Source organism: Enterovibrio nigricans DSM 22720, from assembly GCF_900167155.1.
In the GTDB taxonomy this organism is placed as follows: domain Bacteria; phylum Pseudomonadota; class Gammaproteobacteria; order Enterobacterales; family Vibrionaceae; genus Enterovibrio; species Enterovibrio nigricans.
Window position 1 is genome coordinate 33,320 of record NZ_FUXU01000022.1, and the last position, 15,587, is coordinate 48,906.

At 48.5% G+C, this 15,587-nt stretch carries 17 protein-coding genes; 14 read left to right on the plus strand and 3 right to left on the minus strand.

Going from position 1 to position 15,587, the window contains the following annotated elements:
• Positions 1-148 precede the first annotated feature (148 nt).
• Complete coding sequence (locus B5D35_RS10165) at positions 149-430, plus strand: winged helix-turn-helix domain-containing protein (RefSeq protein ID WP_078752473.1); 282 nt, start codon at positions 149-151, stop codon at positions 428-430.
• Between the two features lie 58 nt (positions 431-488).
• Here B5D35_RS10165 and B5D35_RS10170 read toward each other — a convergent pair whose 3' ends face one another.
• Genes B5D35_RS10170 through B5D35_RS10180 form a run of 3 tightly spaced genes read right to left on the minus strand, consistent with a single transcriptional unit; the run spans position 489 to position 1,646 of the window.
• Complete coding sequence (locus tag B5D35_RS10170) at positions 489-830, minus strand: MmcQ/YjbR family DNA-binding protein (RefSeq protein WP_078752474.1); 342 nt, start codon at positions 828-830, stop codon at positions 489-491.
• On the minus strand, positions 830-1,270 hold the full coding sequence (locus B5D35_RS10175; RefSeq protein ID WP_078752475.1) for a DUF1499 domain-containing protein: 441 nt from the start codon (positions 1,268-1,270) through the stop codon (positions 830-832). The genes B5D35_RS10170 and B5D35_RS10175 overlap by 1 nt, the downstream gene beginning before the upstream one ends.
• 25 nt (positions 1,271-1,295) lie before the next feature.
• Positions 1,296-1,646 carry a DUF2956 domain-containing protein gene (locus B5D35_RS10180; RefSeq protein ID WP_078752476.1) on the minus strand — a complete coding sequence of 117 codons (351 nt, stop codon included), beginning with the start codon at positions 1,644-1,646 and terminating at the stop codon, positions 1,296-1,298.
• Positions 1,647-1,784: 138 nt separating this feature from the next.
• On the opposite strand from B5D35_RS10180, the gene B5D35_RS10185 reads away from it, so the two are divergent.
• The 13 genes from B5D35_RS10185 (at position 1,785) to B5D35_RS10245 (ending at position 15,537) form a co-directional block, all read left to right on the plus strand.
• Entirely contained in the window at positions 1,785-2,102 is a 318-nt protein-coding gene (locus tag B5D35_RS10185; RefSeq protein WP_078752477.1) for a heavy metal-binding domain-containing protein, read from the plus strand.
• A gap of 153 nt (positions 2,103-2,255) precedes the next feature.
• Complete coding sequence (locus tag B5D35_RS10190) at positions 2,256-2,732, plus strand: DUF2919 domain-containing protein (protein ID WP_078752478.1); 477 nt, start codon at positions 2,256-2,258, stop codon at positions 2,730-2,732.
• Positions 2,729-3,127 (plus strand): hypothetical protein, encoded by a 399-nt coding sequence (locus B5D35_RS10195; RefSeq protein ID WP_078752479.1) that lies wholly within the window; start codon positions 2,729-2,731, stop codon positions 3,125-3,127. The genes B5D35_RS10190 and B5D35_RS10195 overlap by 4 nt, the downstream gene beginning before the upstream one ends.
• Positions 3,128-3,336: 209 nt before the next feature.
• The gene (locus tag B5D35_RS10200) at positions 3,337-4,236 is read left to right on the plus strand and encodes a Dyp-type peroxidase (RefSeq protein ID WP_078752480.1); all 900 of its coding nucleotides are present in this window, start codon (positions 3,337-3,339) and stop codon (positions 4,234-4,236) included.
• Positions 4,237-4,481: 245 nt separating this feature from the next.
• Entirely contained in the window at positions 4,482-4,781 is a 300-nt protein-coding gene (locus B5D35_RS10205) for a PTS fructose transporter subunit IIB (protein ID WP_078752481.1), read from the plus strand.
• Positions 4,782-4,783: 2 nt separating this feature from the next.
• A complete protein-coding gene (locus tag B5D35_RS10210) occupies positions 4,784-7,240 on the plus strand; it encodes a beta-mannosidase (protein ID WP_078752482.1) in 2,457 nt (818 codons plus the stop codon).
• A 174-nt stretch (positions 7,241-7,414) separates the two neighbouring features.
• A complete protein-coding gene (locus B5D35_RS10215) occupies positions 7,415-9,073 on the plus strand; it encodes an ABC transporter substrate-binding protein (RefSeq protein ID WP_078752483.1) in 1,659 nt (552 codons plus the stop codon).
• A gap of 127 nt (positions 9,074-9,200) precedes the next feature.
• Positions 9,201-10,187, plus strand: coding sequence for an ABC transporter permease (locus tag B5D35_RS10220; protein ID WP_078752484.1), 987 nt, complete (start codon positions 9,201-9,203; stop codon positions 10,185-10,187).
• 2 nt (positions 10,188-10,189) lie between these two features.
• Positions 10,190-11,209 (plus strand): ABC transporter permease, encoded by a 1,020-nt coding sequence (locus B5D35_RS10225; RefSeq protein WP_078752502.1) that lies wholly within the window; start codon positions 10,190-10,192, stop codon positions 11,207-11,209.
• A complete protein-coding gene (locus tag B5D35_RS10230) occupies positions 11,206-12,186 on the plus strand; it encodes an ABC transporter ATP-binding protein (protein ID WP_078752485.1) in 981 nt (326 codons plus the stop codon). Before B5D35_RS10225 ends, B5D35_RS10230 begins: the two co-directional genes overlap by 4 nt.
• A 10-nt stretch (positions 12,187-12,196) precedes the next feature.
• On the plus strand, positions 12,197-13,192 hold the full coding sequence (locus tag B5D35_RS10235) for an ABC transporter ATP-binding protein (protein WP_078752486.1): 996 nt from the start codon (positions 12,197-12,199) through the stop codon (positions 13,190-13,192).
• 17 nt (positions 13,193-13,209) lie between these two features.
• Positions 13,210-14,592: a M17 family metallopeptidase gene (locus tag B5D35_RS10240; RefSeq protein WP_078752487.1), complete on the plus strand. Its 1,383-nt coding sequence runs from the start codon at positions 13,210-13,212 to the stop codon at positions 14,590-14,592.
• An 18-nt stretch (positions 14,593-14,610) separates the two neighbouring features.
• Positions 14,611-15,537, plus strand: a complete 927-nt coding sequence (locus B5D35_RS10245) for a glycosylasparaginase (RefSeq protein ID WP_078752488.1) — start codon at positions 14,611-14,613, stop codon at positions 15,535-15,537.
• Positions 15,538-15,587: the final 50 nt, after the last annotated feature.

Below are 15,587 nucleotides of genomic sequence, written 5' to 3' on the forward strand. Positions count from 1 at the left end.
TTTTTTTGATGATTTTTGTTCCACGTCGAGATCTAGTTATCGTTGCGCATTTTTGTACCTCATTGAATACGTACTCATATTGATCAAGCGCAATGCCTGAATTGCAATTCGTTGAATAATGGTACGCAGTGCATATTAGGAGGTCTCAATGGAACTGAATCCGGTTTTTGCTAGAAGACTGTATCTCGCTTTCTTAGTTGAAGAAATGGAACGCCCAAACGTTCCTCGTTTGATCGAAGTAACTGGCTGGCCACGTCGTACAATCCAAGACGTGATTAAGTCGCTTGCAGGTTTAGGTATCGAGTTGTCATTCATTCAGGATGGACGTCGCCACAACGATGGGTATTACCGTCTAACGGATTGGGGCCCATTTAAACGTGAGTGGGTGGAGGAGCGTCGACAGGACATCGTGGGCAACCTCGTTAACTGAAAGAATTAGAAACGCAGCGAATAGGCTGCGTTTTTTATGCCTGAGTGTTTTATTACTCCTAGGGCTGCAACGCCTTTTGCACGTACTTAGGCAATTTATCAACGACCAACTGCCACGACTGCGAAATGATGTTTTGTAATTCACTGGTTGGCAGTGGGCATGCCTCGCCAAATTCGATCCAACCCGCTCTGGCCAAATGTGGCGCAGGACGACAGTCTGGGATCTCTGCCATCATAATGAACAGGTCATCGGGTACCTTGCAGGCCATTTTATTGCCGTCATAGAAAATGCAGACCATTTTTGTTTGGTGGACACTATAAACCTCCACGCCGCCCCATTTAACGTCATGCCTTATGCCGAGTAGCGCCTCGCAGTGTGATTTAAGCGCGGGAATATCCATTACTGAATGAGCCCGGCTTGCTTGAGTGCCTCACGCAGTGACTCAATACGCTTACGGTTAACGCCAAAGTCAGAATACCCCACGCGAGATTCTGAACGTACAATCAGCGTATCACCGTCTTTACGAAGCTCTAGATCATCGACAAAACGCATTATGCGACTGACACACTCGATGCGGGCATACTCCGCGTTTTGTTCACCGATGCGTGCGCCGGGCAAAGTCATGGCAACCTCAACAATGTCGTTCATTGAAACTGTGCTTGAGGTAACCGTGAAAGGAGGAATGTAGTGGGCTTCTCGAATATCAAGTGTGGAGACACAGTTAGGTTTGTCTCCACAGATTTGCATCGATTTATCGGTCACGGTTTCATCTCCCTGTGCACAACCAAAAACAAGCAATAATGCTACGCCGCTAAATAAACACTGAATGGTCTTTTTCACGTTATCGTCCTTGCATTTGAGCACGTTAGAGAGCGGAGTGAGACAGTGCGAGGAAAGCGCCAAATCCTACCCAACTCAGAACAAGTAAAATCCATGGCAGCTTGGATAACGACGCAGTTTTCTGATTTTCTGCAGTAACGTCGTGCTGAATATCGCTGTCCTGCTGAGTGACCTGCTTTGCTTTGACTTGTTTCTTTCTGTCCTTGTCACGTTCACGTGCTTTAACTTTTTGCTGCTTCTTATATTGCTCAATACCTTTCTCAATACCTAGCGCAATGAGTTTGGTTTGCTCTTTGGTTTGTCCTTGCTTTTGTGTTGCTTTGGCAATTTTCATTGCCTCTTGCTGGGTTTCTGGTGAAGGTGTCGCATTCGTCATTGTTTTATCTTTTTATCAATCTGCTTTCGAGGGAGTATAACGCTGTTAGTTGACGGGCATGAAACCTAAAAACGCAAATCGTGTCAAAGTTCCAGCAATGGAAAAATGGTTCCAGTAACGGAGAAAGGAGTGCTTTAAATGATCTTAACAACAACACCCACTGTACAGGGCCGTGATATCAAAGATTACCATGGTGTTGTAGTTGGTGAGGCCATTTTGGGGGCCAACCTGTTTAAGGATATTTTTGCAAGTATTCGCGACATTGTCGGTGGACGGTCTGCAGCCTATGAACAAGAGCTGGCAAAGGCGCGTGAGATCGCCTTTGCTGAACTGAAAGAGCGTGCGCGTGAAGCGGGCGGTAATGCCGTTGTAGGCATTGATTTGGACTACGAAGTTGTTGGACCAAATGGCGGAATGTTAATGGTGAGTGTCAGCGGAACCGCGGTGACGTTGTAATAGTGTGACCTAGATAGAAAGTTTTCTTGAAACAGGCTGCGTCAACCCGCAAAAAATTGAGTTGACGCTTTGCCGCCCCCATAAATATTGAGACAGTAACTTTAGGTTGTGAACATTGTTTTATTAATGAGCAGCCGGCAAACAGATAGTGATATGAAAACGCTTTACCAATCTCCTGACTATTACGATAAACACGGCAATGCAAAACCCAATTTGATGTTTTGGCTCAGTTGTTTTTACTTGGCAAAATCATGGTTGGTGTTCGTCATCGCTGGCGTCAGCAGAGAGCAGGGACAAACACTGCTTTCACTGTTTTACCCGCACCATGATGCACTCTATATAGGTTTGGGCATTGGTTTTCCTGCTGTGGTTTTGATGCTGTTGGCTGGAAACATTCATCGCTATCCCTCATTTCTTGAGATTATCTGGCGGAAAGGCAAGAGCATTCTCGTTGGGGCGTTTGTCTGTGACTTGATACTGCAAATCAAGCACTTGATTGCACAACAGTGGGCGTTTCACTGGAGTGGTGCATTAACGTTACTGATTGCGATTTGGCTGGTGTCATACCTTTTCAGAAGCCGCCGTATTCAATTTTTATTTGACGCTCCTATTACACGAGAAGAAAAATGAAGAATGAGTGGAAAAAAGGACTGGTGCTATTTAGTGCCATGCTAAGCCCTTTGGCGATGGCGGATTGGCAAGTTGATGTCAATTTCAAAATGGACCGTGCAGGTAAGCATCACAGCGCGCAAAGTTCAGTATCACTGGTTCCCGGTGAAGAAACCGTATTGTTCGATAATGGCACCATGAGTGGCTCACTGGTTGGTAAGGCTGAGTTGTTGGAAGTCACCGCCGATGAAGTGAAGATTTCTCTGGTGGTGCAAGAACAGTGTGACGATGGTGCATGGCGAACGATTATGTCACCGGTTGTCAGTGCCGGCTTGAACTGCCCGGCTTCTATCAATACAAGCAATGAACAATTGGACGAATTTGCGTCACTGGAAGTTGAAATTACGTCCGTTTAATCAATTCTTTAACGATCTGAAACAAAGTATCGGCACAACCGCGGCATTATGCTTTCCCCATATTTTGGAGATGCCGCGTCGCCGATGACTTTACTCTCTTACCCTTCCCTGCGGAAAGAGCGCGTCATTATCTCGCCATACGGCTCTCCAAATAACATTTAATTATCAGACATAAGAAGCTGATAACGCGTTATTATCTGGAGGATACCATGGCAATTTCTCAACCAGCCATTGTGGCCGAAGCTGGGCCATTTGCGCTTTACGTATTGTTCAAAGTGGCCGGTTCTGCAGCCGCAGTAAAATCTCGTTGCGGTGCATTGCACCAGCTTGTTGAAGACATCAATGCCACCCAACCTGGCGCAGAGATGAAAGCGGCTGTGTCGTTTTCCCCCTTGTTTTGCAAGGAAAATGGTATTGCAACACCAGAAGACTTCCAGTCTTTCCGTTTGCTAGGGGAAGGTGATACCCAAGCGCCTGTCACAGATTGTGATTTTCTTGTTCATGTGCATTCAACGCGCCACGATCTTAACTTCTTCTTGCTGCGTAAATTTGTATCTGATATCGCGTCAGACGTGTCTATCGTTGATGAGACCTACGGTTACCGTTATATGGATTCTCGTGACATGACAGGCTTTATCGACGGGACGGAAAATCCAGAGGGCGAAGAGGCACGTCGCGACGTGGCAATCATCGCTGACGGGGAATGTGCGGGTGGCAGCATGGTGATGCTTCAGCGCTATATTCACCGTTTGGAAGCTTGGGAGCCTTTGTCTATCAAACAACAAGAAAAAGTGATTGGGCGTACCAAGCCTGACTCCATCGAGTTGGAAGATGTTCCAGCAACATCACACGTGGGTCGCGTTGATATCAAAGAAAATGGCAAGGGTCTGAAGATGGTTCGCCATAGTCTGCCTTACGGCTCAGTATCGGGTGATCACGGTTTGCTGTTTATTGCTTACTGTCATACCCAATATGTGCACCGTACCATGCTGGAAAGCATGTTTGGTGAACGTGATGGCAAAACGGACATGATGTTACGTTTCACTCAGCCTGTGACTGGCGCGTACTTCTTCGCACCGTCAATGGAAGCACTTTCTGTGATGGCATAAGCCAGATTATCGCTCCCTCTAAAGCACTCCTCGTGAGTGCTTTTTTTATGCCTGCGGTTTTGAGCGTCTTTCTATGCCTATGAAACATGATCAGTCTTCGCTTTTGTAACAGGGAGTAAAATTATCCAGTAAATCCCGCTCGACCCTTTTTTCAGCTATGCGATGATTTCGCCATCAAAACCCGGTTGGGCCAACGACTTGCTGGCTCAATCAAAGGGAAATAAAAAGACGTGCTGGAGTTAAACATGAACATAGTTGCGATTACCGCTTGCCCTTCTGGCGTTGCCCACACTTACATGGCCGCGGAGTCACTTGAACAAGCTGCAATTGCTAGAGGCTGGACCATCAAAGTAGAAACCCAAGGGGCCTTGGGGGCAGAGAACGAAATTTCTGTTGACGATGTTGCCCGCGCTGATGCCGTGATCCTGACCACGGACATTGAACTCAATGGCATTGAACGCTTTGAAGGAAAGAAAGTTATTCAGAGCACGGTGAAACGTTTAGTGGTGAATCCGTCAGAAGCACTGGATGCCGTGGAGGCCTGATCATGAGTCAATTCAATCTTGATGGCGTATGGCAACTTTCATCGCTAACCAATCCAAGCATTACCGCGCCAATCACCTTGCCTGGCGATGTTCATTCCGCACTTTTAGCCGCAGACATTATTCCTGATCCGTACCTTGGTTGTAACGAAAACCAAGTGCAGTGGGTCGGTGAACATGATTGGCAAATGACACGCTCATTCAATGTCGATGCTGCTTTGCTGGAAGCAGAACAGATTGATCTTATCCTGAGCATGGTCGACACCATGGCGAAGATTGACGTGAATGGAGTGACGGCACTTCACTGTAGCAATATGTTCCGCCATTATCGCCGTGATATCCGCCCGCTACTTCGAGAGGGCGAAAACCATATTCGTGTGACACTGAACCGTGCGGATATAGAAGCCAAGGCACGCGCAGAACGCCTGCCATTTCCTGTGCCGTGGGCTGTGGGAAACAACCAAATTCCACATATGAATACCTTGCGAAAAACCCAATGCCATTCAGGTTGGGACTGGGGCATTTGTTTACTGGTAAGTGGCATTTACGACAGCATTCGCATTCAGCCAGTTTCAAATGCACGATTACATGAAGTGCGCACTCGCCAAGAGTGGCATGGAGATGAGCAATGTACGATTGTTGCGTCTATCCATGCGGAATTGCTTGATTCAGCGTTGCCACAAGCCGCCGCAATCGAACTGGTATCGCCTGACGGTGAACGCAAATCGATGACAGCGGAAGTGAACAGCGGTACGACCAACGTGAGTTTTATCGTACAGAACCCACAGCGTTGGTGGCCCGCGGGCTACGGTGACCAACCATTGTATCGCTTGAACGTTTCTTTAGATGGCCAAGTGATTGAGAAGCAACTTGGCCTGCGCGAGCTAACGGTTGATACATCAGAAGACGACGCTGGTGCAGCAATGACGTTTGTGGTGAACGGTAAAGCGGTTATGGCGAAAGGGGCGAACTGGATCCCACTGGATGCCATGCCGGGCAAGCAAACACCAGAGTGCTACCGCCGCCTGTTGGAAGATGCAAAAGCCGCGAATATGAACATGATCCGCGTTTGGGGCGGTGGCATGTACGAGCGTGACGTGTTCTACCGTTTGTGTGACGAACTCGGCCTGCTGGTTTGGCAAGACTTGATGTTCTCTTGTGCTTTATATCCTTCAACCCCTGAGTTTATTGATGATGTTCGCCAAGAGATCACCGAACAAGTACGCCGCCTGAGCGATCATCCATCTCTGGCACTGTGGTGCGGTGACAACGAAGTAATCGGTGCCATTGGCTGGTATCCAGAGTCGAAAATCAACCGTGAAAAATACGTGGTGAACTACGACAGACTCAACCGCGTTCTACAGGAAGTGGTTGAAACGGAAGATCCAAGCCGTCGCTTCTGGGCAAGCTCTCCATGCAACGGTGAATTAGATTTTGGCGATGCATGGCATGACGACAACAAAGGCGACATGCACTTTTGGGATGTGTGGCACTCCGGCAAATCGTTTGACGCTTATCACAGCATAAAACCACGTTTTTGCAGTGAATTTGGTTACCAATCTTGGCCTTCGCTACCAACCGTCAAAACCTTTGCTGAAAAGGACGACTGGAACGTGACGTCGCCGACTTTTGAGCAGCACCAGAAAAATGGTCGCGGTAACAGCATCATCACAGAGATGTTTACCCGCTATTTCCGATTCCCGGTCGATTTCGCGCAAATGCTTTATCTCAGTCAGGTTCAGCAGGCGTTGGCGATTAAAACCGCGAGTGAATACTGGCGTGCAAATAAACCGCTTTGCCGCGGAATTCTTTACTGGCAATTGAACGACTGCTGGCCAGTGAGTTCTTGGTCAAGCATCGAATACACAGGGCGATGGAAACAGCTTCATTATCACGCGAAACGCTTCTTCGCTCCGCAACTGGCTGTCTTTATCGATGATGGCGAAACACTGAAGCTGAATGTCATCAATGATGAACACCGTAAGGTGGACGCGAAGGGACAAGTGACATGGTACGACTGGCAAGGCGAAGTGATTGATACCTGGCCAGTTGAAGCAACACTGGATGAAGACGGGAATCAAGTTCTCTGGCAATGCGACCGCAATGTCATCGTAGAGCACAAACACGAAGGCTTCTTCCATGTGGACATGGTGTGCGATGGTCAAACGATTTCCAATACTTGGTTTGACGATGTGTATAAGCGTTTACCGCTGCCAAAAGCCAACGTTGAGGCTCACGTCGTGGATAAAGATGGCACGATTACCGTGACGTTAACCACCGATAAACCGGCGTTCTTTGTTCACCCTGAGTTTGAAGGGGAAGGGCGTTTTAACGATTCAAGTTTTACCCTGATGCCATGCAGCCCTGTGAGTTTAATTTATACAGGCGATGCGTCGGCAGAAGAAATCAGTTCAAAACTTTCGATTTATCACTTAGCGAAAAGCTATACCCCTATTCACTAAAGCTCTGGATGTTGAAGACTATTGGCGATGCGTATCGCCAATAGTCCGACAACGTACATTTGTATAACGGCATTTTGCGAATAATTCGTTCTTTGACGTTAACGCAACGCACGTCCATCCGCTTTTCGTGTAGCAGGGAATTAGCAACAACGTAATTTGAAGTAAGGACACCCAATGCTTAGCAAAACGAAACTTGCCGCCATTGTGCTTGCCGCGTTAACCGCGCCAACTGCGATTGCAGCAGACAGACACGAGCTGACCATCGTTTCGGATTTTTATCCAACTATGATCAGAAACTTCAACCCTTTCCTGTCGACAACATTACGTACGACAACGGATTTTATCTACGAACCTCTGGTGATTTTCAATCAGATGCACGGTAATAAACCGGTGATGCGTTTGGCGAAAGATTACTATCTTTCAGAAGATTTGATGCAGGTGACATTTGAAATCCGTGAGGGCGTAAAATGGTCAGATGGTACCCCATTTACCGCGGAAGACGTTGTCTATTCGTTTGCGCTAATCAAAGAAAAACCGGAGCTTGACCCTAAAGGTATGGATAACTGGGTCAAGTCTGTCAGACAAGATGGGAACAAGGTTATCTTCGATCTGACAGAGGTGAACACCAATGTCCCTTACGAGATATCTACCATTCCTATCGTGCCAAAGCACATTTGGAAAGACATCCAAGAGCCTGAGTTGTTCACTAATGACAACCCCATCGGCTCGGGACCGTTTACCGAAATCGATACGTTTACGCCTCAGCTATATGTTCAATGTCGAAATCCCCACTATTGGGATAATGACAACCTAGATGTTGATTGTTTACGTGTGCCGCAAATCGCCAACAATGATCAGTTGTTGAGCAAGGTCATCAAGTCCGAATTGGATTGGAGCGGGCATTTTATTCCTGATGTCGACATGGTTTATGCGGCAAGAAGCCCTTACCACAAATACTGGTACCCTGCAGCGGGTCCACAATCCTTTATGTTGAACTTCAAATCGCCACACCCTGGTAACAATGAAGCGATCAACAATATTGATTTCCGCCGCGCGTTTTCTATGTCGATTGACCGTCAAAAAATCATCAACATCGCGTTTTATGGTAACGGTGTGGTGAATGACTATGCGTCTGGCTTAGGTAAAGTTTTCGACTTCTGGGCAAACAAAGACACATATAACCAATACAAAAGCTACAACACATTCAGTGTGGACAATGCCAAGGCATTGCTCAAAGAGGCAGGTTTCGTCGACATTGACGGTGATGGTTTTGTCGAAACCCCTACAGGTAAGCCAATTGCGCTGGAACTGCAATCACCGACAGGCTGGACTGACTTTAACAACGCCGTTCAATTGGGCGTAGAGCAGCTCCAGAAAGTGGGTATTAAAGCCAAAGCGCGTACCGCAGACTTTGCGGTTTACAACCAGGCCATGCTCTCTGGTACGTATGATGTGGCTTACACCAACTATGTGATTGGTGCAGACCCGCATCGCTACTGGAACCGTGCATTCCATTCCCGTTATCAGGAAGGGGCGAACGCACCACGCTATGCGATGCATTTCTTTAAAAATGACGAGCTCGATGCCCTGTTAGACAGTTTCTATAAAACAGACAAGCAAGAAGAGCAGATGCAAATTGCGCATAAGATTCAAAAGATCATCGCAGAGAACCAAGTCACTGTGCCAGTGATGTCAGGTGTGGATGTCTATCAGTTCAATGAAAGCCGCTTTACTGGCTGGTGGAACGAAGAAAATCCAAAAGGTCGCCCAATGTCGTGGGCGGGTGTGCCAGAGCGTTTGCTGCATGTTCTGGATTTAAAACCTAAAGCCTAACGTTGTTTTTGGAGCGCATGTTTAACGTGCGCTCCCTATTTTCTCGTTAATTCATACCGCTAAGCGTAATCAAAATAGGCATGCCTGTTTTTATATGCGCTGGGTTAACTGTATCTGAGGATAAGGTATGGCCTTTTTTCTTCGACGGCTTTCATTTTATTTAATGGCGTTATTATTTGCCGCCACGTTGAATTTTATTTTGCCGCGTGCAATGCCGGGCGACCCCGTTACCATGATGTTTGCGAATGCAACAGCGGAGGTTACGCCTGAGCGTATCGAGTCCATGAAAAAGCTTCTTGGATTTGTTGATGCGCCGTTGTACCAGCAATATTTTTCTTATTTGGGCAATATTTTCACCGGAAATTGGGGCTTATCCATTAAGTACTACCCCATTACGGTTAATGAGCTTTTAGGTAGTGCAGTCGGCTGGTCATTATTTTTGACAGGCTCGGCGATCATTCTGGCGTTTTGTATCGGCTCGGTGCTTGGCATCTTTGCTGCCTGGCGTCGCGGAAGTCACTACGACTCGTTTATCTCACCCAGTATGTTGGTGGTGCAGTCCATTCCTTCGGTGGTTGTCGCCATGTTGGTGCTCTACACCTTCGCCATTGGCCTTGAATGGTTCCCATCGGGCAATGCATATACCGTCGGAACGCAACCGGATTGGGGCAGTTGGGCATTCTACAAAGACGTTGCTTACCACGCCGTGCTACCTCTGTTCTGTGCCACTATCGGTCAGATTGGTGGCTTCCTCATCAGCATGCGTAACAACATGATTAACTTGCTCAACGAAGACTTTATCACCATGGCGAAAGCCAAGGGGTTGAGCGAAAACCGTGTTGTGTTCAATTACGCCGCCCGTAACTCCATGTTGCCAAGTGTGACCGCACTTTCGATGGCATTGGGCTCGGCCATCAGTGGTCAGCTTATTGTGGAAATGATTTTTAACTACCCGGGCCTTGGCACCGTGCTACTTAACGCTATCCATGCACGTGACTACCAAGTGCTGCAAGGGCAGCTTCTGCTAATGACCATGTTTATGTTGTTCTTCAATTTCCTCGCAGATTTGATGATCGTGTATCTCGACCCTCGCCTGCGCAAGGGAGGTAAATGATCATGAAAGGCGTAATGAAACTTCTTATCGGGAATAAGAAATCTCTGGTGGGTTTAATCATTCTTTCCCTGTTTGCATTGGCGGCAATTTTTGCGCCACTTCTAACCAAACATGCACCCGATGTAGGTACAGGTAACCCGCATGAATACCCGGCTTTTGTAGTGAAAGCCGCGCAGGAAAACCCAGACGGCTGGATTGCGAAAAACCTCGCCGATAACCCAAGACGATTGATGATATCTGAAGGGGCTGATCATGTTCTTGGTACGTCACGTATGGGACGCGATATCTGGTCGCAGTTGATTTATGGCGCGAGAACATCTTTAGCTGTCGGTCTTGGCGCTGGTGTGCTGGTGTGTTTCTTGGCGACCGCTATCGGGGTAACGGCAGGTTATTTCGGCGGTAAAATTGATGATTATTTATCGGCGGCCATGAACATCATGCTGGTGGTGCCACAGTTACCCCTGCTCTTTATCATTGCTGCGTTCATTGGTCAGGCCGGCCCGGCTACGATCGCTGTGGTGATAGCCATCACCTCATGGGCGTGGGGTGCAAGGGTAGTCCGTGCACAAACCTTGTCGGTGCGTGAGAAGGAGTTTGTTCGTGCGGCTGAAGTGCTGGGCGAAAAAACGTGGCGCATCATTGCTGTTGAAATTCTTCCTAACCTGATGTCGATTCTGGGTGCCAGCTTTATTGGCTGTGTACTGTTGGCAATCATGACAGAAGCGAGCTTGTCTTTCCTTGGGTTGGGCGATCCGAATGCCATTAGTTGGGGCATCATGCTCTACAACGTACAAACCTCATCATCCATGCTGATTGGCGCGTGGTGGGAAATTCTGGCCCCTTGTTTTGCCTTGACCTTGATTGCCGTCGGGCTGTCGTTGCTTAACTTTGCTGTTGATGAAATTGCGAACCCCCAACTGCGCTCACACAAAGGTCTGCGCCTGTGGAAAATGCGTAACAAGTGGGACAAATCGTCTGACAAAGTGAAACGCCCTGTGTTTGAAAAAGGACAGCAGTCATGACAGATCCGCAAATTTCCATTCGTAACTTATGCGTAGATTACATTACTGACGCGGGCGATATCCGTGCGGTAAATAACGTAAGTTTTGATATAGGTAAAGGCGAAGTGTTTGGTCTGGCAGGTGAATCAGGTTGCGGTAAGTCTACCGTTGCCTTTTCACTGATGCGCCTTCATAAGCCGCCAGCGTATATCTCGCATGGCGAGGTCTTTTTTGACGGGCATGGCGACCTTTTGAAAAAGTCTGATGAAGCCATGTCGCGCTTTCGTTGGAAAGAGGTTTCCATGGTGTTCCAAAGTGCAATGAATGCACTGAACCCCGTGTTGACGATGGAAGAGCAGTTCTGCGATGTGATCATGCGTCATACGGACTTCACCCGTGAGCAGGCGGTACGCCGTGCAGAAGGTTTGCTGGAGATTGTGGATATTCATCCAAGTCGCTTACGTGATTTCCCGCACCAGTTTTCTGGTGGTATGCGTCAGCGATTGGTGATCGCGATAGCACTCGCGCTGAACCCGAAAATGATCATTATGGACGAGCCGACGACCGCACTGGATGTGGTGGTTCAGCGTGAGATTTTGCAAAAAATCTATGCGCTGAAAGAAGAGTTTGGCTTCTCGATTTTGTTCATCACGCACGATCTTTCTCTGATGGTCGAGTTCTCAGACCGTATCGGCATTATGTATGCGGGTGAGCTCATTGAAGTCGCTCCGTCAAAGCAGATCCTGACAACGCCGTTCCATCCTTACACCGAAGGATTGGGCAGTTCCTTCCCGCCGCTTACGGGGCCAAAAACCAAGCTACAAGGCATACCGGGTAGCCCTCTTAACCTGTTTGATATTCCCAACGGTTGCCGTTTTCAGGCTCGTTGCGGGAAGACGCAGCCAACCTGCTATACCCAGCAGACAGAGCTTCAGTTAATTGAACCGGGCCGTTTTTCTAACTGCCATCTGTTTACTGCACAGAACGTAAAGGGTTAAGGGGAAAGCGATGAGCAAGCCAACAGGAAAACTCATTATTGAGGGTAAAAACCTCGTTGAAGATTTCGCCGTTAACAGCAACACGTTACAGAAGTCGAAGATGCGCGCGATTAACGACGTGTCTTTCAAAATGTATAAAGGGCGTGGATTGGCTGTTGTGGGGGAGTCGGGCTCCGGTAAGTCCACCACTGCGAAAATGATCGCCAAAATGTACCCGCCAACCGGCGGCAGCATTGAGTACTTCGGTCGAGATATTCAGTCCATCACCCAGCGTGATGACCTGATGTTGTACCGCCAAGGTGTGCAGATGGTTTGGCAGGATCCGTTCGGCTCCTTAAACCCAACACACACGATTTTCCATCACATCGCACGTCCACTTCTGATCCACAACAAAGTGGACAGCCATGACAAGAAAGCGTTGGAAGAGATGATCTACGACCTTCTCATGCAGGTCGGCCTGACGCCACCAAAAGAAACCGCAGCGAAATACCCTCACCAGCTATCGGGGGGCCAACGGCAGCGCGTGAACCTTGCTCGAAACATTGCAGTGGGCGCGGAAGTGGTGCTTGCGGACGAACCGACCTCCATGCTCGATGTTTCAATCCGTGCAGGTGTCTTGAACTTGATGGAAGAAATGAAGTTTGAGCGTGAAATGGCGCTGCTTTATATCACCCATGACATTGCCACTGCCCGTTATATCGCGGAGGACCTTGCTGTGATGTATGTCGGCCATATGGTCGAGTGGGGCGATGTGGAGCAAATTATCCACGATCCACAGCACCCTTACACCCAATTGTTGGTGTCGGCAGTGCCTGATCCGAGCAAGTCAATTCACGAAAAGTTGAAAGGTAACCGTGGCGAAATCCCGCTCTGGACGCCAGAGAGTGTCGGTTGTCCGTTTGCAGGGCGTTGTTTACACGCCACGCCTAAGTGTCAGGAAGCACTGCCACCCGTAACCGAATTATCAGAAAACCACTTTGTTCGTTGTTATCTCTTTGAAGGATAACAAGAGAGGAAATCAGGATGTTTCAATTAGCATTTATTCGCGTTAAGGACACTGAGTGTCACGCGACAAGAACCCTTCATCTGGTCAAGGGTGACGGTAAATCACTGGATCTGAATCAGGATGTTGATGGGTTCAACAGTGAAATCAAGAAAGCGGCATTTACAGTCGCAGATCTGCAAGACATCGGCTTTCTGCTTGCTTCAACCTTTAAGCGTGCGCAACACCTAGACGTCCACATTGATGACGATGTGTATGCACAGCATGCGCCTGCCGTGTGGGTGAAGTGGCTGTCTTTGGGGTTGGCGTTATCGTCTTACGATTACAAGCACCGAGACAGTTTCCATCTGGAGCCGAACATCAATGCGTTTGAGTTTAAATCAGACGACGACACATTGTCTGCGGCCTTCTTTGAAGGACAAGTTTTGGCGCAAAGCCAACTGATAGCGCGTGAATTAGTGAACAAACCGGGCAACGTGATTTACCCAGAATCGTTTGTCAGTGCGGTTCAAGAGCTGCCAATGGAAAACACCGTGCTGTCGTTTTTAACCGAATCTGAAATGCGCGAGCAGGGCTTCGGTGGTTTGGTCGGGATTTCCCAAGGCAGTGATCGTGATGGGCGTATGCTGTGTTTGGATTACCACCCAGAAGGCGCACAAACCACGATCGCTCTTGTCGGTAAAGGTGTCACGTTTGATACCGGCGGCATCAGTATTAAAGGTCAACATCGCATGAGTACCATGAAAGTGGACATGGGCGGTGCGGCAGCCGTGGTTGGCGCATTGAATGCCATTGCACAGCTTCACTTGCCAGTGCGCGTTATCGGTTTGTGTGGCTTGGTAGAAAACATGCCATCAGGCGGCGCGATCAAGCCAGGCGATGTGGTGACCATGTTATCGGGCAAAAGTGTTGAGATCATTTCGACCGACGCCGAAGGTCGCATGGTGCTGGCTGATGTTATGCATTATGCGCAGCAAACCTATCAACCTGATTACCTGATTGATATCGCGACACTGACGGGTGCGACGGGCGTTTCGCTCGGAAAAGCATTTGCCTCTTTGATGGGCAACAGTGATGAGCTGAAAACGCTGGTGAAGGCCGCGGGAGATAGCTGTTCAGAATCTTTGTGGGAAATGCCGATTGGTGCGGACCTTTACGAAGCGTCACTGAAAAGTGATTTTGCCGATGTTCGTCACGGCGCTGAAGATGGCGACGGTAACGCCAGTGTTGCCGCGACCTTCCTCAATCATTTTGTGTCGCCGGAACAGAAGTGGATCCACATCGATTCAGCGGCCATGTCTTTGGGCATGACGCACCGCAAAATTTATCCAAAAGCAGCGTCGGGCTACGGCACGTTTTTGCTGACTGCGCTTTGCCAACACATTGCTAATAAAACGCATTAAGAGAAATAAGGAAATACCATGATTTTGCTCGCCAACTCAGAAGCCTACCCAGGTATTGAAGAATCAGCCCGCCGCCTGCAAGCGGGAGAGGAAGGGCTTCGCGCTTTGGTTGAAGGAATAAAATTGGTCGAACTCGACCCACGTGTGCGTACTGTTGGCTACGGTGGCTGGCCGAATGTGCTCGGTGAAATGGAGCTTGATGGCTCGGTGATGGACGGTGACAACCTGCGCACGGGAGCTGTTGGAGCCCTGAAAGGCTACATGCACCCTGTGGATGTTGCACACCGAGTGATGACGGATCTAAATCACGAGATTCTAGTGGGTGAGGGGGCTGCGATTTTTGCCAAAGAAATTGGCGCGGTGGCAGGCAACAACCTGATTGAAGATTCTAAGCAAGTTTGGTGGGAAAAGCTTGAGCAAGCTATGACCCCGGAAGAGCAAGCTGCATTTCCTAATGTACCGCTTGCGCAGCTATCTAACAATGCAACAGACCCAGAGCGTGTGCGTGATACCACCGTCTTTTTGAGCAGTGACATCAACAAAAAAATCAGTGTTGCGACGTCGACATCAGGCTGGGCATGGAAATATCCGGGTCGTTTAGGTGACAGCCCGATCATTGGTGCTGGCTCGTATGCAGACAGTCGTTATGGCGCGTGTGCCTGTACGCACACGGGTGAAATGGCTATTCGTTGTTCAACCTCTCATGCAGTTGTGCTTTACATGAAAATGGGTATGAGCCTAGATGAAGCGGTGTATGAAGCCATTAAAGACTTGGATTACCTCAAAGACGGGTACACCGAAGGCGTTACCATCCATGCGATCGACAGTCATGGAAATCACAAAGTGGTGAGCCTGAACTGTCCAGGGAACATAACGTACTGGTTCTGGCAGACGGGTATGGACAAGCCGGAAGAGCGCAAAGCAGAAGTGATCTTCACGCGATAAGGGCAACATTCCGACCACAAAACAAAAGCCGCTTTTCAAAGCGGCTTTCT

Coding starts and splice junctions, on each gene's coding strand:
- B5D35_RS10205 (WP_078752481.1), top strand. CDS start 4,482: ATGAACATAGTTGCGATTACCGCTTGCCCTTCTGGCGTTGCCCACACT.
- B5D35_RS10195 (WP_078752479.1), top strand. CDS start 2,729: ATGAAGAATGAGTGGAAAAAAGGACTGGTGCTATTTAGTGCCATGCTA.
- B5D35_RS10165 (WP_078752473.1), top strand. CDS start 149: ATGGAACTGAATCCGGTTTTTGCTAGAAGACTGTATCTCGCTTTCTTA.
- B5D35_RS10170 (WP_078752474.1), bottom strand. CDS start 830: ATGGATATTCCCGCGCTTAAATCACACTGCGAGGCGCTACTCGGCATA.
- B5D35_RS10185 (WP_078752477.1), top strand. CDS start 1,785: ATGATCTTAACAACAACACCCACTGTACAGGGCCGTGATATCAAAGAT.
- B5D35_RS10230 (WP_078752485.1), top strand. CDS start 11,206: ATGACAGATCCGCAAATTTCCATTCGTAACTTATGCGTAGATTACATT.
- B5D35_RS10215 (WP_078752483.1), top strand. CDS start 7,415: ATGCTTAGCAAAACGAAACTTGCCGCCATTGTGCTTGCCGCGTTAACC.
- B5D35_RS10220 (WP_078752484.1), top strand. CDS start 9,201: ATGGCCTTTTTTCTTCGACGGCTTTCATTTTATTTAATGGCGTTATTA.
- B5D35_RS10210 (WP_078752482.1), top strand. CDS start 4,784: ATGAGTCAATTCAATCTTGATGGCGTATGGCAACTTTCATCGCTAACC.
- B5D35_RS10240 (WP_078752487.1), top strand. CDS start 13,210: ATGTTTCAATTAGCATTTATTCGCGTTAAGGACACTGAGTGTCACGCG.
- B5D35_RS10225 (WP_078752502.1), top strand. CDS start 10,190: ATGAAAGGCGTAATGAAACTTCTTATCGGGAATAAGAAATCTCTGGTG.
- B5D35_RS10180 (WP_078752476.1), bottom strand. CDS start 1,646: ATGACGAATGCGACACCTTCACCAGAAACCCAGCAAGAGGCAATGAAA.
- B5D35_RS10200 (WP_078752480.1), top strand. CDS start 3,337: ATGGCAATTTCTCAACCAGCCATTGTGGCCGAAGCTGGGCCATTTGCG.
- B5D35_RS10235 (WP_078752486.1), top strand. CDS start 12,197: ATGAGCAAGCCAACAGGAAAACTCATTATTGAGGGTAAAAACCTCGTT.
- B5D35_RS10190 (WP_078752478.1), top strand. CDS start 2,256: ATGAAAACGCTTTACCAATCTCCTGACTATTACGATAAACACGGCAAT.
- B5D35_RS10245 (WP_078752488.1), top strand. CDS start 14,611: ATGATTTTGCTCGCCAACTCAGAAGCCTACCCAGGTATTGAAGAATCA.